Raw genomic sequence first — 21,278 nt, 5'->3', positions numbered from 1 at the left:
AGTTAGCCGGGTGCGTCCTCTATCCGGGAGACCGCCGGTTCCGCGCCTGGCGCGCCAGCCGGAGGAAGGCGTAGAGGAAGACGGCCTCGATCAGCAGCATCAGGCCCAGAAGCAGCCATTGGCCTTGGGCGACAAATACGATCGCCCCGGTGACAACCAGCGTGGTACCGAGGCCCAGCGCGTACAACGCGAATCCGAGCGCCACCTTGGCGCTGCGCACGCCTGTTCGGAAGCCGAAGCCCACCGGTTCGCCGCCCGGGTAGCCGGGCACGCGGTCGGGGGCTGCGGGCCTGAGCCTGTCGAACTCCTCCCAGGGGTCCGCGTCGGGATTGGTCATGCCTCCATTATCCCGCTGTGACACCCAGGAATTGCTGTGCCGAAAACCCACAGCGGGCAGGCTCACGCCCGTCTGCGGTTACGGACGGGAATCTCGCCGCTGCCGGTCAGGTGGTCGGCTACGTCCCGGAGTTTGGTGTTGGTCTCAGAGCTGGCCCGGGTCAGCACCTGGAAGGCCTGCTGGGAGGTTATTTTGAACCTTTCCATCAGGATTCCTTTGGCCTGGCCTATGACGTCACGCGTATCCAGGGCCTGGTTGAGCTGGCTGATTTCCTGCGCATCGGAGAAAGCGACCGCTCCATGGGACGCGACCAGGAGGCCGGCCTGTTCTGATTCCTCGTCAAAGACGTCCGCGTCTTCCCCATAGAGGTTGAGGGCGCCCAAATTATCGCCTTGGACGAAGAGCTGGAAGCAGAGCATGCTGCGGGCACCGGCATCGGCTGCCGCCTTTGCGAAGCGGGGCCAGCGTACCTCCCGCTGCATGTCAGGGACCCGGACAATCCGTTCCTCATAGGCGGCGTCGATGCAGGGGCCTTCGCCAAGGGCGCTTTGCAGCTCATCGATGATCCTGGGGAGTTCGCCAGAGGCTGCTTGCGAGTGAACGGTTCTTCTACCCCTGACAAGGCTGATCGAGGCTGAGGTAACGTGCGGTATCAGGGCCAAGGCAGCGTCAACGATGTCAACCAGGAGGGCATCGGTATCCTCTTCCTCCTGAAGCTCCCTGGCAAGATCGCTGAGCCGCCCGGCGAGGCTGGTTTCCACCGCCGGTCCCTGTTCAACAGCGTCCTTGGTGTCCCTGGTACTGGAGGCCATTTGCTCCACCCTCATCCTCTTCTTGCTGAACGCTTGTGGTTCCAGGAACGCAACCATGGCGATCTCTGCGGCCGGGCAACACAGGTGGGCCCTGAGGTTGCCGTTCCTATTGAAATAGTCCCACCAGATATTCTCTTCAGGAAGACCGTCGCAGACAGGGCCCGGGTCCGGTGACCGGTCCAAAAACTTCACCGCGACGCAGAAATCCCCTATTTCCGTAGGCGCCTTTTCGGTTCCATAATGGCCACATAAGCTTCGGGGACCCTCGCGCCGATGATGGCTGGCGGGGCGTTGCAGAGTCCCAGGTGGCCGCCCCGGCACTTGGCGCAAAGGGTGGCCACGCGGCCCCGGGACAAGGACGGTCCGGGACTGAACCCGGGGGAGAGCACCGCCACCAACGCGAAAAGGCACGAAGGAAATCATCATGCTCAAGGATCGAACCATCATGGCTGTCCTTCCCGCAAAGGACATCAACAGGGCGAAGGATTTCTACCGGGACAAGCTGGGACTGGAACCCTCCGAGACGGTGGAGGACAGCCTGGTCTACCGGGGTGGCAACGGAACGGGCTTCCTGATTTACCAGACGGAGAATGCCGGAACGGCCAAGAACACCCAGATGGGTTGGGACACAGACGACATTGATCGCGAGATGGAGGAACTGCGTGGCCGCGGCGTCGTGTTCGAAGAGTACGACATGCCTGGCTTGAAGACAGAAAACGGCGTCGCCACCAACGAATGGGGGAAGGGCGCCTGGTTCCTGGACAGCGAGGGAAACATTCTCAACCTCTCCCAGCGGGCTTAACATCAGCCTGAGTTGCGCGGAAGACGCGGGCAGCGGGCCGCGTTTGCCGCCGGGCAAACGCGGCCCGCACCACGGGCTCCATGCCGACGAAGTCCAGGACCTTCAGGCAATTAGTCCGCTCCCGCCGTCGCGCCTGCATCGCGGCGGGACAGATGCCGGGAGGTCAAAGCCAGGGGCAGGATCAGGAACAGGCGCGGAATAGAATGAGCGCCATGGGTTCCGTAGACGATTCCTTGGCCGACCTGCCGGAGCCTGAACGCGGCTGCCTGCGGCACGTCGTCGATATCGCCCGGGCCGTGGTGCCCGAAGCGACGGAAGGCATGAGTTACGGCATGCCAGCCTTGAAGTATGAGGGGAAACCGCTTCTCGGAGTGGTCATGGCCGCAAAGCACCTCTCCGTTTTCCCGTTTTCGCCGGCGGTGATTGACGCCGTCGCCGCCCGCCTTGAGGGATACTCGCTGTCCAAAGGGACCATCCGCTTCACCGCGGAGCATCCTCTTCCTGACGACGTCGTGGAGGATATCGTCCGCCTCCGCTGTGCTGAGATCCTGAAGTAACGCCGCGATTCACTTGAGGAGGATCCAATGGAATCCAAAGCACTGTTGCTGGACGCGTTCGGCCGGATCCGGGAAACCGTGGAGACCACGCTGGAAGGGCTCGACGACGGGTCCCTGGTCCGGCGGCCGGCCGGCACGGGGAACCCGGTTGCGTGGCTGATTTGGCACCTGGGCCGGGTGGAGGATGCCCAGGTGGCATCCGCAGCCGAACTGGAGCAGGTCTGGACTTCACTGGACTTCGTGGCACGGTTCGGCCTGCCACTGAGTGCCCGTGACACAGGGTACGGCCATTCGTCGGAGCAGGTGGACGCCGTGCACGCCCCGGCGGACCTGCTGCTGGAGTACTACGATGCCGTGCACCGCCAGACGGTGGAGTTTGTAACCACCCTTACTGATGAGGACCTGGACCGGGTGGTTGACAAACGCTGGGACCCGCCCGTCACACTGGGCGTGCGGCTGGTCAGCACCATCGCGGACTGTCTCCAGCATGTGGGGCAGGCCGCCTATGCACGGGGGCTGAAAGCTTAGGAAGGCGAAGCCCATGGCTGATCAACCCGGGGCCGTCCTCCACGACGGTTCCACTATCGCCGTCACCGTCCAGGGCGACGGCCCCGCCATCCTCCTGCCGGTCAGCCCGGCGACGCACACGGCGGCGGAAGCGGAGTCGCTGCGCCAGTGGGGAGCGGACCCTGACCTGGGGCCAAACCTTATGACGGGGCTGGCGCCGACAAACCGCGTCATTGCGGCGGACTACGAGGCCCACCGGATGGCCAACCCGGCGCCGGCAACGCTAACGCCGGATAACATCGCCGCAGTTTCCTGGCCATTGCCGATTCCGCCGGCGCTGAAAATTTTGCCTACTACGGCTATTCGTGGCTCGCGCTCAGCGGCCTGCAGCTGGCTCTCCGTACGGACCGGCTCAAGGCGCTGGCCATGGGCGGCTTCCCGCCGGTCGAGGGTCCTTACCGGAGCATGCTGGCAGTCACCCGGGCAGCGCACGCTTTCTCCGTGAAGGCCGCCGGCGAATCAACCGGACCGCTGCCCGAACCGGAGCCCGGTGACTGGGACTCGGTGTCCGTCCGGACAACCGAGGCGCAGACCCTGCAGTTCGTCACGCTCTACGAGGCGCTGCAGGACTTTGACGACGGTGCGGCGGTGCTGGCGCCTGGCCGGCGCCGGACTGACAAACATCTGCGGCACAGGCTCCCGCCATCAGTCCCGTGCCTCGCGTTCGCCGGGGCTGAGGACCATATTGATTACAAGCCCGTGTGGGGCGGCGTGCGGGTGGCCATCGGGGAGCCGCTGGCAAGGCACCAGGGTGCACTGATGGAGGCGGGCTGGGATGTCCGGATCCTGCCGGGACTTGACCACATGGGCGCCATGCACAGCGCTGTGGTGCTGCCCCTCCTGACCGACTGGCTGCAAAAGTCCGGGTGGACGAAATAGCGGCTGCGGGAAACGCCACCGTTGCCCGTAGCCGCTGCCAGCGTCCTTTCAGTGGCTGGACATTTGCCGTGTCATGGATTCGGGGAGCATCCCGAGCTGTCCCAGCAACTCCAATTGGTCATAGTAGAAGTGGTGAGTCTTGATGACTCCTCCTTCCACCTGCGCAATGTCGCATCCCCTGACCCTGATCTGCTTGCCGGTGGGCTGTTGGGTCTCGCCGGTAGCCGTCTTCAGCGCGCCGGTATTGGTCCCTGTCACGATGCCTTCATCGATGGCCACATTGCCCGCCTCGTGCTTGGCTACAGACTCGTAGGCGAGGTCCGGGAATGCTTCCCAGAGCTGGAAGAGGTAGTTAGTGACCCTGTCACGCCCCGTGATCCGGCCCTCGTCAGGGGTGACGCCCACGGCGTCATCGGCGTAACACCCCACCAGCGCGTCCTTGTCGTGTGCGTTCATGGCAGCCGTTGTGCGGTCCATGACCTCGCGTGCCTGTCCCATTATCGACCTCCGTTTGTATCAGGGCGGCCGCACGGAAGCGTGGGCCGCTTCGTGGTTTGTGGCGTCTGTCAGAGACGCCACTTTAAGTACATGCCCGCCGCCGGGGAGTGTCAACGACGAACGATGGCGCATTACCGCTGCCGCATGAGAGAGGCTGGTTAACTGTCAAGGGAGTCGAGAGAAGGAGCACGCATGTCCGGTGTGGCCGCGGAACGGAAACTACGGGTGAGTCTGCCCAGCCAGGAGCTGAAGGATGCGGTGGAGCCGCCTGCCGGCGTCGAGATCTTCCTGTGGGACCTCACCGGCGAGGCGCCTGCGGACCGGTTTGACCTGCTGGTGCCGCCCTACATGGGCAAACCGGATGCGCTGACCGCGCTCGCCGCCGTCGACGTCGGGCTGGTGCAGAGCCAATCCATTGGGTACGACGGCGTTGCTGCGGTCCTGCCCGCGGGCTGCCGTTTCGCCAATGCGGCGGGAGTCCATGAAACGTCGACGGCGGAACTTGCGGTGGGCATGATGATCGCCAGCCAGCGCGGCATCGCAGACTTCGTGCGGAATGCTGCCACCGGCACCTGGGACAACGCGCAGCGCCCCAGCCTCGCGGACCGGCGCGTGCTCCTGGTGGGCTACGGGGGAGTGGGGAAGGCGATCGAGGCCAGGCTGCTGCCGTTCGAAACAGAGGTGACCCGGCTCGCCAGCCGTGGCCGGGAGGACGATCGCGGCAGGATTTACGGGATTGACGCCCTGTACGGGCAGTTGCCGCTGCATGACATCGTGGTGGTAAGCGTGCCCTTGGGCGAGCAGACCAGGCACCTTGTGGACGGCACGTTCCTGGCCGCGATGCCGGACGGCGCGCTGCTGGTGAACGTGGCCCGCGGTCCCGTGGCAGACACGGATGCCCTGCTCCGCGAGACCTCAACCGGAAGGCTCCGGGCCGCCCTGGACGTGACCGATCCGGAGCCGCTGCCGCGGGACCACCCGCTGTGGACTGTGCCCGGCGTCCTGATCACGCCGCATGTGGGCGGCGCGAGCACTGCCATGCTGCCGCGGATGGCGCGCCTGATACGGAAGCAGATCGGACTGCTGTTGGCCGGCGACAAGCCGGTGAATGTGGTGCTGGACGGGGATGCCGGGCGCTAGCCGGCGTTCGAATCCTGTAGCAAAGACAGGGGTAACAGATAGGGGGCTCTTGCTATGGCCCTTTCGGGGAGGCATGCCTAGACTGGCGGGACCTCCGACGGCAGGAAAGACATGCAGCTGCTCAAACCGTGGGCAGCCCCTGCATCCGGGGGTCCATCGCAACACTTTATGATCCACTGCGGACCCCACCGGGTGCGCAGGGCTGACAAAGGAGAGCACTGATGACAGGGAACAAAGCCGTTGCCTACAAGGAACCCGGCAAAGTCGAACTGATCGACATCGATTATCCGAGCTTCGAACTCAAGGACGGGCCGGGCGTAAACCCGGCGAACGTGGGACGGGCGGTCAATCATGGAGTCATCCTGAAGACCGTGGCCACCAACATCTGCGGATCGGACCAGCACATGGTGCGCGGGCGCACCACCGCTCCGGCCAACCTGGTGCTGGGTCATGAAATTACCGGCGAAGTGGTGGAGGTGGGCCGCGACGTCGAATTCATCAAAGTCGGGGACCTCTGTTCAGTGCCGTTCAATATCGCTTGCGGCCGGTGCCGCAACTGCAAGGAACGCAAAACCGGCATCTGCCTGAACGTCAACCCGGACCGCCCGGGCAGCGCCTACGGGTATGTGGACATGGGCGGCTGGGTGGGTGGCCAGGCGAACTACGTGCTGGTGCCCTACGCCGACTGGAACCTGCTGAAGTTTCCGGACAAGGACCGGGCCATGGAGAAAATCATGGACCTCGCCATGCTGTCGGACATCTTCCCCACCGGGTTCCATGGCGCCGTGACCGCAGGGGTGGGCGTCGGATCCACCGTGTACGTGGCAGGCGCCGGTCCTGTGGGACTCGCAGCGGCCACCAGCGCGCACCTGCTCGGTGCCGCCGTCGTGATTGTGGGTGACCTCAACGAGGACCGGCTGGCGCGGGCTCGCAGTTTTGGCTGCGAAACGGTGGATCTCACCAAGGGCGGCCCGGCGGAGCAGATCGAACAGATCCTCGGCGTGCCTGAGGTGGACTGCGGCGTGGATGCGGTGGGCTTCGAAGCGCGCGGGCACGGGCACGGAAGGGACGCCGAGGAAGCACCTGCCACGGTGCTGAACTCGCTGATGGAGATCACCGCGGCCGGCGGCGCGCTCGGCATCCCGGGCCTCTACGTGACCGGCGATCCCGGCGGCATTGACGAGGCCGCCAAGAAGGGCGCCCTGAGCCTCAGCCTGGGTACCGGCTGGGCGAAGTCGCTGAGCTTCACCACCGGCCAGTGCCCGGTGATGAAGTACAACCGGCAGCTGATGATGGCCATCCTGAACGACAGGGTGAACATCGCCAAGAACGTGAACGCCAAGGCAATCACCCTTGAGGAGGCACCGCAGGGCTACGCGGAGTTCGACGCCGGGGCGGCCACCAAGTACGTCCTCAACCCGAACGGCTACCTCAGCTAAGCCGTCGCAGGGCCGGGTGCATAACGCACCCGGTCCTGCTTTTCGGCGCCGGGATGCCCGGGCTGGCCGGACGTGCCGACCGGTTAAAACGGCAGCGCGATCAGTGTGATCAGGGCGGGCACGGTGGCGCCCAGCGTGCCCGGGATACTGTCGCCCTTCCTGGGATAGTGGCCCTGCATGTCCGCCAGGAACATGGCCGGAGCGGTGAGCACCATGTTTGCGCAGCAGTAGATCACCAGGGTGTAGCCCACCACGAGGTAGCCCAGGTTCACGGCCACCACCCCGGCCAGGACTCCCAGGCCGATCGCCAGGTTGCGGAACCCGGTGGGGATCGCCCACATCATCACGGCCGGAACGTTCTGCGGAGGAGTGCTGAGGAATTTTTGCGCGCCCGGCCGGTGCATCAGGAAGCTCTCCAGCGGAAACACCACGATGTAGATCAGTGCCGCGATGACCGCGGAAATCTGGGATACGGCGTTCATGGGGAAAGCGTACGACGGCGGTGCGCGCCGCTCCCATCCCCTGCCAGGGGGTACCGGGGGTGCTGTCGGAATCCCCGTTGTGGGGGATTGCGGCGGCGGTCCCCGCGCGGATACTGGTGCTATGTGGGAAGAACGCGCAGAGCGTGCCCGGCGGGAGATCGCCGCCCTGGCTGCCGGCGGGATGGGCCTGACCGAGCTGTATGCCTCGGCGCTCGCCGTTGTGCAGCGGGAGGTGCCGTTCGAGCAGGGGTGCTGGGCCGGCGTCGACCCTGACTCGCTGGTGATGACGTCCATTACCAACTGGCGGGACTGGGGCGTCACCGCGGAGTATGCGGCGCGGTTCGCCGCGACGGAGTACGCCGGGCAGGAACCCAACAGGTTCGCGGAGCTGTCCCTGCGCCCACAGACCGTGGCCCGGATTTCAGATGCCCCGCACCGGGATGTGGCCGGCAGCGTCCGGATCAACGACATCCTGAAGCCGCTCGGCCTGGAACACGAACTGCGGGCCGCGTTTCGCGTGGACGAGGCGTGCTGGGGAGTGGGGAGCATCTTCCGGGAACCGGGGCGGGATTTCTCGGACCGCGAAGTGGAATTCCTCGCGGCGGTGACGGCTACACTGGCGGCCGCCAGCCGGATCGCGGTGCGGGCTGAGCACACCGGGCGGCGGGCCCCGGGCGGACCGGTGATCGTCATTGCCGGACTGCACGGCGAACTCCGGGCAGCAACTGCGGCAGCAGCCGCCTGGCTGGCAGACGTGGAGGACGCTGCCCCGGGCCGCTTCACCATGACGCTGTACTCCGTCGTGGCACATGCCCATGCCTCCGCTTCAGGCACGGCGCGGGCAAGGATGCGCGACGCCCGCAACAACTGGGTGGTGCTGCAGGCAAGCCGCCTTATCACCGGTGACGATCCGGAACAGATGGTTGTCACCGTGGAACCTGCAACCACTCTGGACCTGGCCGCCCTGCTGCTGGCGGCCTACGGGGTCACCGCGCGCGAGCAGGAGGTCTGCCTGGAGGTCCTGTCGGGGAGTCCCACGCTGGAGATCGCCCGGCACTTGTTCATCTCTCCGCATACGGTGCACGACCACCTGAAATCACTCTTCGGGAAGGTGGGCGTCGGCAGCCGCGGCGAGTTGGTGGCCAAACTGGTGGCGTGAGGGTTACCTCGCCCTGCCGGCGTTCGCGGGCAGGTGGCGGCCCGGGTCGAACGTGTCGAAGGAGGATGCACCGATCAGGAAGATGCCGCGTTGGGGGATCCAGAAATCGCCGAGCCGCGTCTGGTCCTGCAGGGGCTGCGGCGTTCCCAGGTCTTCACCGTCAAGGGTGGCAGTGCTTGAGGAGACAAACCACATGCGGCGGGGCTTGGCACGGAAGCCTTGGCCGTTCGGCACGTCACCTGCCAGGCCCAGCCGGCCCGCCCTCAGGGCTGGGCCGGCCGCGGCGCCCATCATTTTCAGGAATCCTCCGTTTTCCAGGAGGAAGCCCGGCAGGGCGCTCATGACGGCGGTCATGGCCCGGGTCAGGGGAGTGGGTTCGAGCTCAAGCTCCCAGGTCAGGTTTAGTCCGCCCCGGACTGCCACTGTGAGCGCAGCCTCCCCCGTCCAGGTGACGTCTACGGGGCACTGGACGGTGGACGCCAGGGCAGCGCCGAAGTACCGGGCGCACGAGACCTCGGGCGGGGCGTCGGCGCAGATGGTCCAGTCGCCGGAGGGCCGCCGCAGCCAGACCGATGAGTAGCCGGGCCCCACGCTGGTGACCGGGAAACGTCGCATTGCCAGGACATGGCCCGAGCTAAACGGCAGTCCCATCACGCCGTATCCGGTGAACCGTTCGTTATCACCCGGCCCAAGGGTGGCATGGTGTTCAGCGTCGTAGGCCTGCGCCCGGATGCTTTTCATGGCAGTGTGCCTCCGCCTCGAATGGTGGGCCCAGTCTACGCCCGGGGTTCGTGGCTACCGGGGGTTGGCGTCCAACGCAAGAGTCGTTGGCACCCCGGTTCGGGACGCGCATTGGGGGTACGGTGTCCTCATGCAGAAGATATCGATTGAGGCCCTGGCCCGTCAGCAGATCGCGGCGGCCGTCGCGGCACCCAGCGGGAGGGCTGCCGACACCGCCTTCGGCGGACACGAAAAGAAGCTGCGGCAGACCGTCATGGCCTTCCGGGCCGGCACACAGCTCAGCGAACATCAGAACCCCGGCGAGGCCACGGTTTACGTCATCACCGGATCTGTCTGGCTGAAGGCCGGCGAAGAGTCGTGGCAGGGCAGGACGGGGGACCTGCTGATCGTGCCGGACGGGCTGCACAGCCTTGTGGCGGACGAGGATTCGGCGGTGCTGTTCACGGTGGTCAAGACCGACCGTTAGTGAGGCGCCGTACCGCGCCTAGTGAGGCGCCGTACCGCGCCGTTCGGTGTGTGTCCCACTTCGACGAATAAGTGGCCGGCTGTCCTGGGCTCCACCCTCTGGACACGTCAGGAGACGGCGCGTAGATTCAGAGTGGTTGACGTCACTTTTCGGTGATTGTCCCCTTCTCGGCTCCGTGCAAAGCCGTTTGGAGATGTCGCTATAGCCTCATGGCGGCCAGAATGCACACAGCGAAAGAGAGCCACCATGGCCCCCTCGCACTTCACCCAGTTCCTTGCAGAAGCCACCACCGCCGACTTTGATATGGATTGTCCGCTGACCGCGGACTGCCTGTATGGGCTTTACACCAGCTGGTGTCTGCTTCACGGTCTGGAGGTCAGGCCGGACGAAACCTTCCGGGCCGCAATGCATCGGCTGGGAGTGGACGTTAACAACAGCCGCCTGCGGATGGTTGGTCCGGCGGCCGCGGATTACATCCTGTCCAGTTACCCCTACGCTGCCTGAGGATGTCCATCGATCCACACGTCCCCCTTGACCACGCTTCAGGAGGAAGGGACGAACCTGCGCTGGTATGTGGCCGGTGCGGCACTGATAAGAACCTGTTGCTGCATTCCATTTCGGCGGCCTGCCCGCCGGTCCGGGACATGGTGGAGGTCGGATACTCCTGCACAAGGTGCAGACTCGATAATGTCCGCCTCGCAGACGTGGCGGACGTCGCCGCGGTGCTGAACCGCACCCGGAGCCCGCAGGATGTCCTCGTGTTCGGCGGGAACTACATCCATTGCGGCCAGCCTATGCAGCGGTTCGGCGCCGAAATCCGACGGCTCGTGGCACCCATGTCCACGGAGCGGGCAGCCGATGACGCGTTGGACATCTACCTCAGGACACGGGTGCTGCGGTGCGCCTGCGGCTTCCAGATAGAGCTGCCCGACTGATTCCCAGAGGCGGTTCGTGTGGGTTCCCCGGATGGTGGAGGCGTCGGCGGCAGGGGGCTGCCTGCCACCGTGCGCTTCTCCAGGAGGCCGTCCGTGCTAGGCGGCTTTGACGAGGGGCAGTTCATCCCAACGGGTGGTGTAGCGGGGCGAGAGCATGTCCCGCTTCATGGTCCAGTCGAGCCCGGTGCGGATGCCGGCATGGCCGAGGCCGATGGAGCCGCGGCCGTAGCGTCGGGAAACGTCTTCGAGAAGACTGCCGATGTGGCGTTCCTCGTGCGGGTTCTCGAACACGGCTAAGGGCGCCTGGTTGCCGGTGGGCCGCAGGTCGGTGACCATGATTCCGGCCTTGGCGTACTTCACGCCCTCGTGGATCAGGGGCAGGAGCGCGTGCGCGGCCCGGGTCAGGATCACCGGATCCGCTGTGGGCATCGGCAGCGGGACGCACACTGACGGGAAGGAGGTGTCGTTGGGGTTGAAGTGTGAGGTGGCGGCGAACGCCGTGAGGACTTTGGCCTGCAGGTCATGCTTTGCCAGCCGGGCTGACGCCTGCTGGCCGTAGACGGAGAGGACCTGGCGGAGGTCGTGCGCGGTGGTAATCGCCGTGGCGAAGGAGCGGGAGAAAATCAGCTGGTCCCGGCCGACCCTCTCCTCCTCCATCGGGATGCAGGGGGTGCCTTGGAGTTCCAGGACGGTGCGCATCATGACCACGGAAAACCGGTCCCGGATCATCACCGGATCTGCCCGGGACAGGTCCAGGATGGAATGGATGCCGCGGGCGTTGAGCCGTTTGGTCAGCCGCGTGGCCACACCCCAGATCTCGATGACCGAAAGACGGCTCATCAGCGTTTCCCGGTCCTCGGCCGGAACGGAATCCCAGTGGCAGACTCCGCCGAAGGCCGGGTTGTTTTTCGCCCATTTGTTGGCCAGCTTCGCGAGGGTCTTCGTGGTGGCAATCCCGACGCAGACGGGCACGCCGACGTTCCGCCGGACAGCGGTTTTCATCTCACGGCCGAGGGCGAGCAGCTCGGCGGGCGTGCCTTTGACGCCGAGGAACGCCTCGTCGATGCTGTAGACCTCCAGCCAGGCCGAGTAGCGGCCCAGCAGTTCCATCACCCGGGCACTGACATCGCCGTAGAGTTCGTAGTTGCTGGACAGGGCAACGAGCCCCCATTCCTTGGCCCGCGGGGCGAGCTTGAACCAGGGCTCGCCGACTGGGATGCCCAGCGCCTTGGCTTCCGGCGAACGGGTGACCGCGCAGCCGTCATTGTTGGACAGCACCACGACGGGCCGGCCCTCCAAGGATGGGTCGAAAGCCCGTTCGGCGGAGGCGTAGAAGCAGTTCACATCCACGTGCGCGATCTGCGGCATGTGCCGCATCAGGGCCGGCTTAGACATGGTGCAGGCACCGCGTGGCCACGCCCCAGATGGTCAGTTCACTAAGGGTGGGAACCCGGATGTCCGGATAGCGGGGGTTCTCCGCCTGGAGCACGACGCCGGCGGGCGTGATCCGCAGCCGCTTCACCGTGAGTTCCCCATCCAAGACCGCGACCACGACGCAACCGTCCCGTGGTTCCAGCGCTCTGTTCACGATTAGTTCATCGCCGTCGCTGATCCCGGCGCCTTCCATCGAGTCCCCGGACACCCGCACCACGTACGTGCTGGTGATGTCCTTGATCAGGTGCTCGTTCAGGTCGATCCGGCCGTCAAAGTAGTCCTGCGCCGGCGACGGAAAGCCCGCAGCCACGGGAACCGGGGAGATTAGAACTGACAGCAATGAGACGCCCGCATCTATCACGCGGGGCCCGATAAGTACGCCCACAACACACCTTTATTCGAATATATGTTCGATTCATTCAGTGTAGCGCGAGGGGACGACAAAAGAGCTTTGCTTCTACTTCCAGCAGGCGGCTGCCAATGCCGGTCACGGCCGGCATCGGGGGCGGGGATCATGTTCTGACGGCATCGCCGCCGCCCCCGACGGGCCTGGCCACAGTGGCTGTTACTTCTTAGTGGGGCAGCTCAGGTCCGGGTTGAAGGCTGCGAACATGCCGTCCGGATTGTCCCTCCATACCCACGCGTGGAGCGCCCAGGACTTGTCGAACGGACCGGTTTCGAAGTCGACGCCGGCAATCGACGGCTTCTCGGTCGCCGTCGAGATAAACTCAACGGCTACCAGCCTGAACTCGCCCGACCGGTTCGGCATGTACACGAGGACTTCAGGCTTTCGCGGCTGGGTCTTGTCATCGATCAGGTCCTCCTTGGCGTAGTGGTAGCCCATTGCCCCGCCGTCGGGATTGTCGATGCATTCAGTGATTCGCTTGTAGCCGTCCTTCTTGGCGTTCTTCAGCCAGCGGTAGTCCTCGGTAACGTTGCGCAGGATCCTGACCAGCCGGCGCTGATCGTCATTGTTCCGCCAGTCGTCGCTGTGGTCCGAATCCCCGTGCCCGGATCCTCCATGGGCCACCGCCGTTCCGGGAGCGAGTCCCAGAGCAAGTACTGCCGCGGTGGCCATGGACAGTAGCCCCGTCTTGGTGCGATTCATCGTTGATCTTCTACCCCTCTGAGACCAATATCTTCTGTTTCAGGGAAGCGAAGCGCGGGAAGGGAGCAGGCCCACCTTCGCCAGGATGCCGGCAGAGTTCCCCGGGAACTGCCGGTGAATGAGCCGCCCGGTCGGCAGATCGTCCAACGAATGGAGCGGCATTTCCAGTATGCTCCTGCTGCAAAACGCAGCGCTACGCTACGGGCGGGTAGTAGGGGTGCCACCTGCGCACTCGCACCAGATCAGCGGCGCTTGCGTCCGGGCCGGTCCCTCCGCTCGGCCGTCTCTCGCTCCGCCCACCGTTGCGACTTCCCGGCGGACACCACCTTCTGGTGCCACTCCCGCTGGTAGGCCCGCTGGGCGGCAGTGTCGCTCCGGCGGGCCAGGGCGGCCAGTTCGCGCTGCATCTTCAGATAGTTGTGCCAGCGGCGTTCCTCGAGCAGACCGTCATCGATCGCCGCCTGGACGGCGCACCCGGGCTCACCCTGGTGGGCGCAGTCCGAGAACCTGCATTCGCTCGCCAGCGCCTCCACGTCGCCGAACATCTCGCCGATCCCGTCCTCGGCGTCAAACAGTCCGAAGCCGCGGACGCCGGGTGTGTCCATCAGGACGGTCCCGTTGGGCAGCGGCACCAGCTCGCGCGAGGTGGTGGTGTGCTTGCCCTTGAAGTCACCGCTCCGAACCTCTCCGGTGTCCTGGACGTCGCGGCCCACCAGGGCGTTGATGAGCGTGGACTTCCCGGCGCCGGACGGCCCCAGGAGGACAATGGTTCCTCCCGCCGGAATGTGTCCCAGCAGTTCGTCAATGCCGTCGCGGGTCTCCGCGGAGGTGGTGACCACGTCCACACCCGCCGCCTGCAGGATCACTTTCCCGACGACGTCGTCCGCCACCGCGGCGAGGTCCGCCTTGGTGATGATCACCAGGGGAGTGGCGCCGGAATCCCAGGCGGCTACAAGTGTCCGCTCCAGCCGGTTGTGCGTGAGGGGCCGGTCCACGGGCACCACCACGCCCACCATGTCCATGTTGGCGGCCAGGACCTGCGCGGCAGAGGAGTCTTCGAAAGCGCGCTTGCGGCTGAGTTCGGAGCGGCGCGGAAGGACGCCCAGGATCTGGCGCTCGCCGGCCCGGTTGGGTCCGATCCACACCCAGTCGCCGGTCACCGCCGTTTCACCGGTAAGCGGGTAGGGCAGGTGCAGCAGGTCGGTGCCCACCGCCACAACCAGCAGGTTGCGGTCCACGCGGACCACCCGGCCGGGCGCGGTGGCGGATGCGAGGGGATGGCTTGCGAAGTGTTGGGCGACGGACGGGGTGAAGCCGTACAGGCTCGGTCCGCCGCTGGTTGGTGTTGTGGGGTCAGGGATGGTGCTGTTCAGGGTGCTGCCTGAAGAAGAGTTCACTGTGAAACCTCAAGGGAAAGTCCCCGCGCACCGACCGCTGACGGCCTTGGGTTTCCGGGCGCTCCGCTGATGAGGTCAGGCGGTGCCGGTGCGGTCCAGGGAAGGTTTTTGGATGACGGGTGCGGAGCGCGCAGGGCGCACGGCTGTGACAATCATCAAAAACACCTCCCTCTGCCGCGTTGGGACCGGTTTCGGCCCGGTCCTACTGTAGCTGCGGACGGTGCGATCCGCCAGAGGTTTCCTGCAGGCCGGCAGCGGACCGTAATGGTTCCCCTCCAGTTCCAATGTAACGCGCGTCCGGGGGCTTGCGGCAAGGCCCCCCACATGCCGCAAACTGGCTCGGATACGCCCTGACATCACGCAGGGAAACAGCCGCAGGGCGGGCACGGAAAAAAGCGTGGAAAGGCAGGGTCTGATGGTTGACGTGATCATTGCCGGCGGCGGCCCGACCGGGATGATGCTGGCCGGTGAACTGGCGCTGGCGGGCATCGATGTGGCGATTGCGGAGCGCCGCCCCACGCCGGAGCTGGCGGGCTCGCGCGCGGGCGGGTTCCACTCCAGGACCATCGAAATCCTCGATCAGCGCGGAATTGCGGACCGCTTCCTCGCTGAGGGCAAACCTGTCCAGGCGGCGTTCTTCGGGACCACCAAGCTGGATGTGAGCGACTTTCCCAGCCGGCACCCGTACACGCTCGGCCTGTGGCAGAACCACATCGAGCGGATCCTGGCCGGCTGGATCGGGGAGCTGGGTGTGCCGGTCCACCGGGGACGTGAGGTGACCGGCTTTGACCAGGACGCCGGCGGTGTGGAGGTGCATCTCAGCGACGGGAAGATGATGCGGGCGCTCTACCTGGTGGGCGCCGACGGAGGCCGCAGCGCTGTCCGGAAGGCAGCCGGCATCGGGTTCCCCGGCCGGGATGCGACCAGGAGCAGCCTGATCGCCGAGGTGGAGGTGACCGGGGAGACTCCGGCGGGCATGCGCATCGATGAGGTGGGGGTCCACGGGCTGTCCCTCATGGAGGACGGCCGGACCACGCGGGTGGTAGTCACGGAGAAGCACATCGGACCGGCCACCGAGCCCACGCTGGCTGACCTGAGCAGGGCGCTGAAGGACATCTACAGCACCGACTTCGGCGTCCATTCTCCGACCTGGATCTCCCGGTTCAGCGACGCCACCCGGCAGGCCGCGGCCTACCGCAGCGGCCGGGTGCTGCTGGCCGGGGACGCCGCGCACATCCATTCCCCGTCGGGCGGACAAGGGATCGGGCTCGGCATCCAGGACGCCGTGAACCTCGGCTGGAAGCTCGCCCAGGTGGTCAGGGGAATCGCGCCGGACAGCCTCCTTGACACTTACCATGCCGAGCGGCACTCCGCCGGGGCCCGTGCGCTGAAGCACACCATGGCGCAGGCCGTGATGCAGCGGGCCGATCCGCGCGTCGGCGCGCTGGCCGACACCGTGGCAGGCCTGCTGGACATCGATGAGGCCCGGAAGCGGCTGGGCGGGCTCATTTCCGGACTGGACATCCGCTACGACTTCGGCGAGGGGCACCCGCTGCTCGGCCGCCGCATGCCCGATCTCGACGTCGTCACCGCCGCCGGTCCGCTGCGCGTGTTCACCCTCCTGCACCATGCCCGTGCGGAGCTGCTCAACCTCGGCGCGCCCGGCAGCATCGACCCGGGGCCGTGGGCGGGGCGGGTGCAGGCGGTGGACGCAACGTACGACGGCGGGTGGCAGCTTCCGGTGATCGGTGCGGTCAGCGCCCCTGCCGCCGTGCTGATCCGGCCGGACGGGTATGTGGCGTGGACGGGAGACGGGACCAGAACGGGGCTTGAGGATGCGCTGGCCACATGGTTCGGGCCTGCGCGGCCCTAGTAGACGGAGCCTTCGAGCAGTTCGGACAGCCTACGGGCGGCGCGCCGGAGCTCGGGGACGGCAGCTTTGATTTTCTCCTCGGTCGTGGCCTCTGCGGGGCTGTTCAATGCCATGGCTTCGTTCGGACGTCCTGTGCGGTTAGTCAGGGCGACGCCGACGGAGAGTACTCCGGTAACGCGCTCGTTGGCGGAGTATGCATAGTCAGACCCCGGTTCAGGCATCCTGGACCGCAGTTCCTCAAGCGTGAAACCCGGCTCCTCGTGGCCGGAGGCGATTGCGGCCGCCACAACCTCCTTGAGCTCGGCCTCGGAGGCGCCCGCAATAAGGATTTTTCCTGCCGCGCCGCGAGTAAGCGGCAGGCGTTTACCTAGAGGCAGGTCGTACTGCATGGGCGCTTCGCCTTGAACGCGTGCCACGAGGATCCGCTCGAACCCCAGCCGGGTATGCAGTGACACGGACATGCCGGTCTGCGCGGCAAGCTGCTGCAGAACCGGGCGCCCCGCAACCGCCAACGGATCGTTTTCCAGAAAACTCTTTGCCGCCGGCAGGACCGCCGGTCCGATCCGGTAGGACTTGTCCGTCTGGCTGACCATCCCGAAGTCCTGCAGCACCCGCAAAATCCTCAATGTGGTGGGGAGGCTCATGCCGCAGGTCCTTGCCAGGTCGCTGAGCCGCTGGGGGCGCTCCGCGCGCTGGAGTTCCGCGAACACTTCCATGGCCCGGGAGAGGGACCTCATGTTCGAGGCTTTGGGCCCGTCCTCCGAGGAACTGCCCGAATGTGTCGAGGTCACCGTCGTCATCCTTTCATTCTATGTAACTTCCTTGCACTTGACAGCATGTGTGTCTGCTGTCACTATTTCTCTGTACGCAATATAGTTTCATTCTATGAAATGAATAACGGACTGTGAGAAGGAACCGATGACAACGGAGTCACTCAAGACGAAACCCAGGAGTGCCGCGCGAGTGGCTCCCTCCGTGCTGGTGGGCATCGGCGCTTTCGCCGCCGTCGGTGTCTACGTGCTGGTCAGCTCAACCGACCTTGGCCTCTGGACGTCGCTCGGGCCCGGACCCGGCCTGTTCCCGTTCGCGATGGGCGCGGTCCTTGCTGCGATGGCGGCGGTCTGGCTGGTCCAGGAGCTGCGCAGCCCCAGCGACACGGTGGAAGGTGTTGACCGCGGACTCGTCCTCGCCGTTGTGCTGAGCCTGGCGGTCCTTGCGGCCGTTATGGACCTGATCGGCTTCCAGCTGAGTATGTTCCTGTTCCTCATGTACCACCTGAAACTGCGCGGCCGCAGGACCTGGATCTCATCGCTGATCACAGCCCTCGCCGGAAGCGTCGGGGCGTTCTACGCCTTCAACTACGGCCTGAACGTGACGTTGCCCGTCTCGGCCTTCCCCCTGCTGAACACGATCGGACTCTAGACGTGGATACCCTCAATGAACTTATGGGCGGCTTCGCCGCCGCCATGACCTGGCAGAATCTGCTCTTTGCCTTCCTGGGCTGCCTCCTCGGCACCATCATCGGTGTCCTGCCGGGCATCGGCCCCGTCGCCGGCGTAGCCCTCCTTATCCCCCTCACGCTGAACCTGGACGCGACCGGCGCGATCATCATGCTGTGTGCCATCTTCTACGGCACCGCCTACGGGGGAACCATCACCAGCGTCCTGCTCAACACCCCAGGCGAAGCGGCGTCAGCCATCACCACCATCGACGGCTATGCCATGACGAAGATCGGCAAGGCCGGGGCGGCGCTGACCATCGCCGCCGTCGGATCCTTCGTCGGCGGAACCATCGCTACCATCGGCCTGGTCGCCGCCGCCAAACCCCTCGGGGACCTGGGCCTGCTGGTTGGACCACCGGAATTCTTCGCCCTGATGGTTGTGGGCATTTCGCTTCTCGTTGCACTCGCCGGCAAGTCCATGGTCAAGGCAGTGATTTCCGGTGCCCTCGGCCTGCTCATCGCCATGGTCGGCATCGACCCCGTCGCCGGAGCCCCGCGGTTCACATTCGGCATGGACCGGCTCCTGGACGGCGTCAGCTTCGTCGCCGTGATCGTCGGTGTCTTTGGCCTCTCGGAACTCCTGTCCTACCGCAAAGACACCGCGGCCGCCCGGGTCCACGCCCCGAACCTTCGTTCACTGCTCCCCACCGGCAAGGAATGGCGCCGCAGCGCACCGGCCATGGCCCGCGGTACCGGCATCGGCTTCGGCCTGGGCCTCATCCCGGGGATGACAGGCTCCGTCTCCTCCCTCCTGGCCTACGGCGCCGAGAAGAAGTTCTCGCGCCACCGCAACGAGCTGGGCAAGGGTGCCATCGAAGGCGTTGCCGGCCCCGAAACAGCCAACAACTCCCACGCCAACGCGGCACTGATCCCGCTGTTCACGCTCGGCATCCCGGCGTCCCCGACGATTGCCGTCCTCATGGGTGCTTTCCTCCAGCAGGGACTCACCCCCGGCCCCACCCTGTTCACCGAAAACTCCGAAATCGCCTGGGCCATCATCGCCAGCCTGTTCATCGGAAACCTGATTCTGCTGCTGCTGAACGTTCCGCTGGTGGGACTGTGGGTTTCCATCCTCCGCGTACCGTCAACCATCCTGACCGCCCTCATCCTGCTGTTCATGGTCATTGGCGCCTACACCATCAACTTCAGCGTCTTCGACGTCTTCGTGATGATCGGGTTCGGTCTTCTCGGCCTCGCCCTTCGTCACCTGGAAATCCCGCTGGCACCCATGGTGCTGACCCTGGTCCTCGGCCCTCTCATGGAGCGCTCGCTGCGGGAGTCGCTCGAGATCTCCCAGGGTGACTTCGGCATCTTCACCAGCCGGCCCATCTCCGCGGTCCTGATCGGCCTCGGCATCCTGATCGTCTTCAGCCCGCTGCTCAAGCTCCGCAAGCCCAAGGCGCTCAACGAAGACCCCGAAACCTAAACAACACACCCTCATTCGCACAACCCCAAAGCACCCTTCAAAGGAGAAGAACCATGACTACCCGCTCCCGCATCGCCGCTGCGCTCGCCGCAGCCACCCTCATCGCCCTTACCGGCTGCGGCGCCAACGCCGGATCCGGCCCCGCTGCCGCCAACGACTTCCCGAAGAAGGGCAAGTCCATCGATCTCGTCGTCGCCTTCTCCTCAGGCGGAGCCGTCGACACCGCAGCCCGGCTCATCCAGCCGATCCTGGAAAAGGAACTCGGCACCAACGTGGAGGTCATCAATAAGCCCGGCGCCGGCGGCCAGATCGGCTACACCCAGCTGACCAGCGCCAAGCCCGACGGTTACACCATCGGCGCGACAGGCTCCCCGTCAGTGGTCGTTTCACCGCTGGATCCCGCCCGCGGCGCCAAGTACACCCGCGACAGCTTCCAGCCGCTCGGCCGGCAGGTCATCGACCCCACCGTGATCGCCGTACAGCCCGACAGCCCCTACAAGACGCTGAAGGAACTCCTCGACGCCGCAAAGGCCAACCCGAAGTCCATGACGGCCAGCACCACCGGCCTGCAGACGGGTGAACACTTCGCATTGGCCCAGATCCAGGAAGCAACAGGTTCCGAATTCGCCCCGGTCCACTTCTCCGAGGGCGCGTCCCAGGCAACCACCGCGTTCCTCGGCAAGCACGTGGACATCCTCGTGGCCAACGTCAGCGACGTAAACGACCTCACCAAGCAGGGCAAGGCACGGGTCCTGGGCGTCATGACCTCAGAACGCGCACCCTCACTGCCGGACGTGCCCACGTTCAAGGAGTCGGGCTACGACCTCGAAGCCGGTACGGCGCGCGGCTACTCCGCCCCGGCAGGACTGCCGGAAGAAGTGGCCAAGAAGCTCGAAGCCGCCATCCAGAAAGCCATCGAAGACCCTGCCGTGGTGCAGAAGATGAATGACCTCGGCCTGCAGACCAGCTACCTCAGCGGCGCTGACTACAAGCAGTTCTGGGCCGGCCAGGAAGAAGACTTCAAGAAGGTCCTGCCGCTGGTTTCCAAAAAAGACTAACCCCGCCCGCATTCATTCACCGACGGAAGAACTCATCATGACAACGCCAGCACTTGAGACCATTGACGCTGATTTTCCCCGGCCCGACACAGACGTTGTGGAACGCCTCGCCAAGCTTCCCGCCGCCAACATCGGCGATGCCGTGGACCGCCTCGGCGTCGCGCACTCCGCGATCCAGGCCGTCTGGCCCGGCGCCCGGATCGCCGGGCCGGCCTTCACAGTCTGGACTCGACCGGGCGACAACCAAGGTATTCACAAGGCCCTGGAGCTGGCCCGGCCGGGAGACGTCATCGTGGTCGCCGGCGGCGGGGACGAATCCCGCGCCCTGCTCGGGGAGCTCATCGGAGAACGGGCCATCAACCTGGGCATCGCGGGGTTCGCCCTCGACGGCGCGGCCCGCGACGCCGAAGCCCTCGCTGAAATAGGCATGCCGGTCTTCGCCCGTGCCACCACACCGGCCGGACCCTACAAAAACGGTCCGTTCCGCCTGGCGACGCCGATCTCCTTCGGCGGAGTCCCCGTGCTTCCCGGAGACATCATCATCGGTGACTCCGACGGTCTTGTTGTCATCCCCCGGGAGCAGGCAGCGGCAGTAGCCGACGCCGGGGAAGCAGTTTTCGCCGACGAAACCAACCGCCGGGCCGCCATCGTCGCGGCCCGCCACTAA

26 protein-coding genes are annotated in these 21,278 nt (G+C 65.6%); 16 read left to right on the top strand and 10 right to left on the bottom strand.

The window, feature by feature from the left end; all coding sequences use genetic code 11:
* Nucleotides 1–19: 19 nt before the first annotated feature.
* Both GUV69_RS10025 and GUV69_RS10020 read right to left on the bottom strand, forming a co-directional pair.
* Nucleotides 20–337, bottom strand: a complete 318-nt coding sequence (locus GUV69_RS10025; protein ID WP_164201965.1) for a hypothetical protein — start codon at nucleotides 335–337, stop codon at nucleotides 20–22.
* A gap of 62 nt (nucleotides 338–399) precedes the next feature.
* Nucleotides 400–1,149 (bottom strand): GAF and ANTAR domain-containing protein, encoded by a 750-nt coding sequence (locus tag GUV69_RS10020; protein WP_164201963.1) that lies wholly within the window; start codon nucleotides 1,147–1,149, stop codon nucleotides 400–402.
* A gap of 424 nt (nucleotides 1,150–1,573) precedes the next feature.
* Between GUV69_RS10020 and GUV69_RS10015 the strand changes: the two genes are divergently transcribed.
* From GUV69_RS10015 to GUV69_RS23240, 5 genes are all read left to right on the top strand, one after another.
* Complete coding sequence (locus GUV69_RS10015) at nucleotides 1,574–1,951, top strand: VOC family protein (protein WP_164201961.1); 378 nt, start codon at nucleotides 1,574–1,576, stop codon at nucleotides 1,949–1,951.
* Nucleotides 1,952–2,163: 212 nt separating this feature from the next.
* A complete protein-coding gene (locus tag GUV69_RS10010; RefSeq protein WP_164201959.1) occupies nucleotides 2,164–2,508 on the top strand; it encodes an iron chaperone in 345 nt (114 codons plus the stop codon).
* 27 nt (nucleotides 2,509–2,535) lie between these two features.
* Entirely contained in the window at nucleotides 2,536–3,036 is a 501-nt protein-coding gene (locus GUV69_RS10005; RefSeq protein ID WP_164201957.1) for a mycothiol transferase, read from the top strand.
* A gap of 13 nt (nucleotides 3,037–3,049) precedes the next feature.
* Nucleotides 3,050–3,520 (top strand): hypothetical protein, encoded by a 471-nt coding sequence (locus GUV69_RS23245; protein ID WP_244292683.1) that lies wholly within the window; start codon nucleotides 3,050–3,052, stop codon nucleotides 3,518–3,520.
* The gene (locus GUV69_RS23240; protein ID WP_244292682.1) at nucleotides 3,481–3,954 is read left to right on the top strand and encodes a hypothetical protein; all 474 of its coding nucleotides are present in this window, start codon (nucleotides 3,481–3,483) and stop codon (nucleotides 3,952–3,954) included. The genes GUV69_RS23245 and GUV69_RS23240 overlap by 40 nt, the downstream gene beginning before the upstream one ends.
* Before the next feature lie 48 nt (nucleotides 3,955–4,002).
* On the opposite strand, the gene GUV69_RS09995 is transcribed toward GUV69_RS23240, so the two are convergent.
* The gene (locus tag GUV69_RS09995) at nucleotides 4,003–4,452 is read right to left on the bottom strand and encodes an ester cyclase (protein WP_164201955.1); all 450 of its coding nucleotides are present in this window, start codon (nucleotides 4,450–4,452) and stop codon (nucleotides 4,003–4,005) included.
* A gap of 192 nt (nucleotides 4,453–4,644) precedes the next feature.
* On the opposite strand from GUV69_RS09995, the gene GUV69_RS09990 reads away from it, so the two are divergent.
* On the top strand, nucleotides 4,645–5,592 hold the full coding sequence (locus tag GUV69_RS09990; protein WP_164201953.1) for a 2-hydroxyacid dehydrogenase: 948 nt from the start codon (nucleotides 4,645–4,647) through the stop codon (nucleotides 5,590–5,592).
* Between the two features lie 221 nt (nucleotides 5,593–5,813).
* The gene (fdhA, locus tag GUV69_RS09985; RefSeq protein WP_164201951.1) at nucleotides 5,814–7,031 is read left to right on the top strand and encodes a formaldehyde dehydrogenase, glutathione-independent; all 1,218 of its coding nucleotides are present in this window, start codon (nucleotides 5,814–5,816) and stop codon (nucleotides 7,029–7,031) included.
* Between the two features lie 83 nt (nucleotides 7,032–7,114).
* Here the strand turns inward: fdhA and GUV69_RS09980 are convergent, their stop codons facing one another.
* Nucleotides 7,115–7,513, bottom strand: a complete 399-nt coding sequence (locus GUV69_RS09980) for a DUF1304 domain-containing protein (RefSeq protein ID WP_164201949.1) — start codon at nucleotides 7,511–7,513, stop codon at nucleotides 7,115–7,117.
* A gap of 121 nt (nucleotides 7,514–7,634) precedes the next feature.
* On the opposite strand from GUV69_RS09980, the gene GUV69_RS09975 reads away from it, so the two are divergent.
* The gene (locus GUV69_RS09975) at nucleotides 7,635–8,672 is read left to right on the top strand and encodes a helix-turn-helix transcriptional regulator (protein WP_164201947.1); all 1,038 of its coding nucleotides are present in this window, start codon (nucleotides 7,635–7,637) and stop codon (nucleotides 8,670–8,672) included.
* A gap of 3 nt (nucleotides 8,673–8,675) precedes the next feature.
* Here the strand turns inward: GUV69_RS09975 and GUV69_RS09970 are convergent, their stop codons facing one another.
* A complete protein-coding gene (locus GUV69_RS09970; RefSeq protein WP_164201945.1) occupies nucleotides 8,676–9,413 on the bottom strand; it encodes a hypothetical protein in 738 nt (245 codons plus the stop codon).
* Nucleotides 9,414–9,543: 130 nt separating this feature from the next.
* Between GUV69_RS09970 and GUV69_RS09965 the strand changes: the two genes are divergently transcribed.
* The 3 genes from GUV69_RS09965 to GUV69_RS09955 all read left to right on the top strand — a co-directional run bounded on the left by GUV69_RS09965 (nucleotide 9,544) and on the right by GUV69_RS09955 (nucleotide 10,814).
* Nucleotides 9,544–9,879 (top strand): cupin domain-containing protein, encoded by a 336-nt coding sequence (locus tag GUV69_RS09965; protein WP_164201943.1) that lies wholly within the window; start codon nucleotides 9,544–9,546, stop codon nucleotides 9,877–9,879.
* A 246-nt stretch (nucleotides 9,880–10,125) separates the two neighbouring features.
* Nucleotides 10,126–10,383: a hypothetical protein gene (locus tag GUV69_RS09960; RefSeq protein WP_164201941.1), complete on the top strand. Its 258-nt coding sequence runs from the start codon at nucleotides 10,126–10,128 to the stop codon at nucleotides 10,381–10,383.
* Between the two features lie 98 nt (nucleotides 10,384–10,481).
* Nucleotides 10,482–10,814 (top strand): hypothetical protein, encoded by a 333-nt coding sequence (locus GUV69_RS09955; RefSeq protein WP_164201939.1) that lies wholly within the window; start codon nucleotides 10,482–10,484, stop codon nucleotides 10,812–10,814.
* A 96-nt stretch (nucleotides 10,815–10,910) separates the two neighbouring features.
* Here GUV69_RS09955 and GUV69_RS09950 read toward each other — a convergent pair whose 3' ends face one another.
* The 4 genes from GUV69_RS09950 to rsgA form a co-directional block, all read right to left on the bottom strand.
* On the bottom strand, nucleotides 10,911–12,209 hold the full coding sequence (locus tag GUV69_RS09950; RefSeq protein WP_208786627.1) for a Y-family DNA polymerase: 1,299 nt from the start codon (nucleotides 12,207–12,209) through the stop codon (nucleotides 10,911–10,913).
* On the bottom strand, nucleotides 12,202–12,633 hold the full coding sequence (locus tag GUV69_RS09945; RefSeq protein ID WP_164201937.1) for a LexA family protein: 432 nt from the start codon (nucleotides 12,631–12,633) through the stop codon (nucleotides 12,202–12,204). The genes GUV69_RS09950 and GUV69_RS09945 overlap by 8 nt, the downstream gene beginning before the upstream one ends.
* Before the next feature lie 180 nt (nucleotides 12,634–12,813).
* Complete coding sequence (locus GUV69_RS09940) at nucleotides 12,814–13,356, bottom strand: hypothetical protein (protein WP_164201935.1); 543 nt, start codon at nucleotides 13,354–13,356, stop codon at nucleotides 12,814–12,816.
* Between the two features lie 242 nt (nucleotides 13,357–13,598).
* Complete coding sequence (gene rsgA / locus GUV69_RS09935) at nucleotides 13,599–14,753, bottom strand: ribosome small subunit-dependent GTPase A (RefSeq protein ID WP_164201933.1); 1,155 nt, start codon at nucleotides 14,751–14,753, stop codon at nucleotides 13,599–13,601.
* 415 nt (nucleotides 14,754–15,168) lie between these two features.
* Here rsgA and GUV69_RS09930 point away from each other — a divergent pair, with 415 nt between their 5' ends.
* Entirely contained in the window at nucleotides 15,169–16,626 is a 1,458-nt protein-coding gene (locus GUV69_RS09930; protein WP_164201931.1) for an FAD-dependent monooxygenase, read from the top strand.
* On the opposite strand, the gene GUV69_RS09925 is transcribed toward GUV69_RS09930, so the two are convergent.
* Complete coding sequence (locus GUV69_RS09925) at nucleotides 16,623–17,426, bottom strand: IclR family transcriptional regulator (protein WP_373458744.1); 804 nt, start codon at nucleotides 17,424–17,426, stop codon at nucleotides 16,623–16,625. The two genes, GUV69_RS09930 and GUV69_RS09925, sit on opposite strands and share 4 nt — an antisense overlap.
* A 118-nt stretch (nucleotides 17,427–17,544) precedes the next feature.
* On the opposite strand from GUV69_RS09925, the gene GUV69_RS09920 reads away from it, so the two are divergent.
* The 4 genes from GUV69_RS09920 to GUV69_RS09905 are packed head-to-tail and all read left to right on the top strand — an operon-like array spanning nucleotide 17,545 to nucleotide 21,278.
* Nucleotides 17,545–18,048, top strand: a complete 504-nt coding sequence (locus GUV69_RS09920; protein WP_164201929.1) for a tripartite tricarboxylate transporter TctB family protein — start codon at nucleotides 17,545–17,547, stop codon at nucleotides 18,046–18,048.
* A gap of 2 nt (nucleotides 18,049–18,050) precedes the next feature.
* The gene (locus tag GUV69_RS09915; RefSeq protein WP_164201927.1) at nucleotides 18,051–19,553 is read left to right on the top strand and encodes a tripartite tricarboxylate transporter permease; all 1,503 of its coding nucleotides are present in this window, start codon (nucleotides 18,051–18,053) and stop codon (nucleotides 19,551–19,553) included.
* A gap of 53 nt (nucleotides 19,554–19,606) precedes the next feature.
* Nucleotides 19,607–20,611, top strand: coding sequence for a tripartite tricarboxylate transporter substrate binding protein (locus tag GUV69_RS09910; RefSeq protein WP_164201925.1), 1,005 nt, complete (start codon nucleotides 19,607–19,609; stop codon nucleotides 20,609–20,611).
* A 37-nt stretch (nucleotides 20,612–20,648) separates the two neighbouring features.
* Nucleotides 20,649–21,278, top strand: a complete 630-nt coding sequence (locus GUV69_RS09905) for an RraA family protein (RefSeq protein ID WP_164201923.1) — start codon at nucleotides 20,649–20,651, stop codon at nucleotides 21,276–21,278.

The sequence above is a fragment of the [Micrococcus luteus] ATCC 49442 genome (genome assembly GCF_010367585.1).
In the GTDB taxonomy this organism is placed as follows: Bacteria; Actinomycetota; Actinomycetes; order Actinomycetales; family Micrococcaceae; genus Arthrobacter; species Arthrobacter luteus_A.
This window is presented reverse-complemented; position numbering and strand designations above follow the sequence as displayed.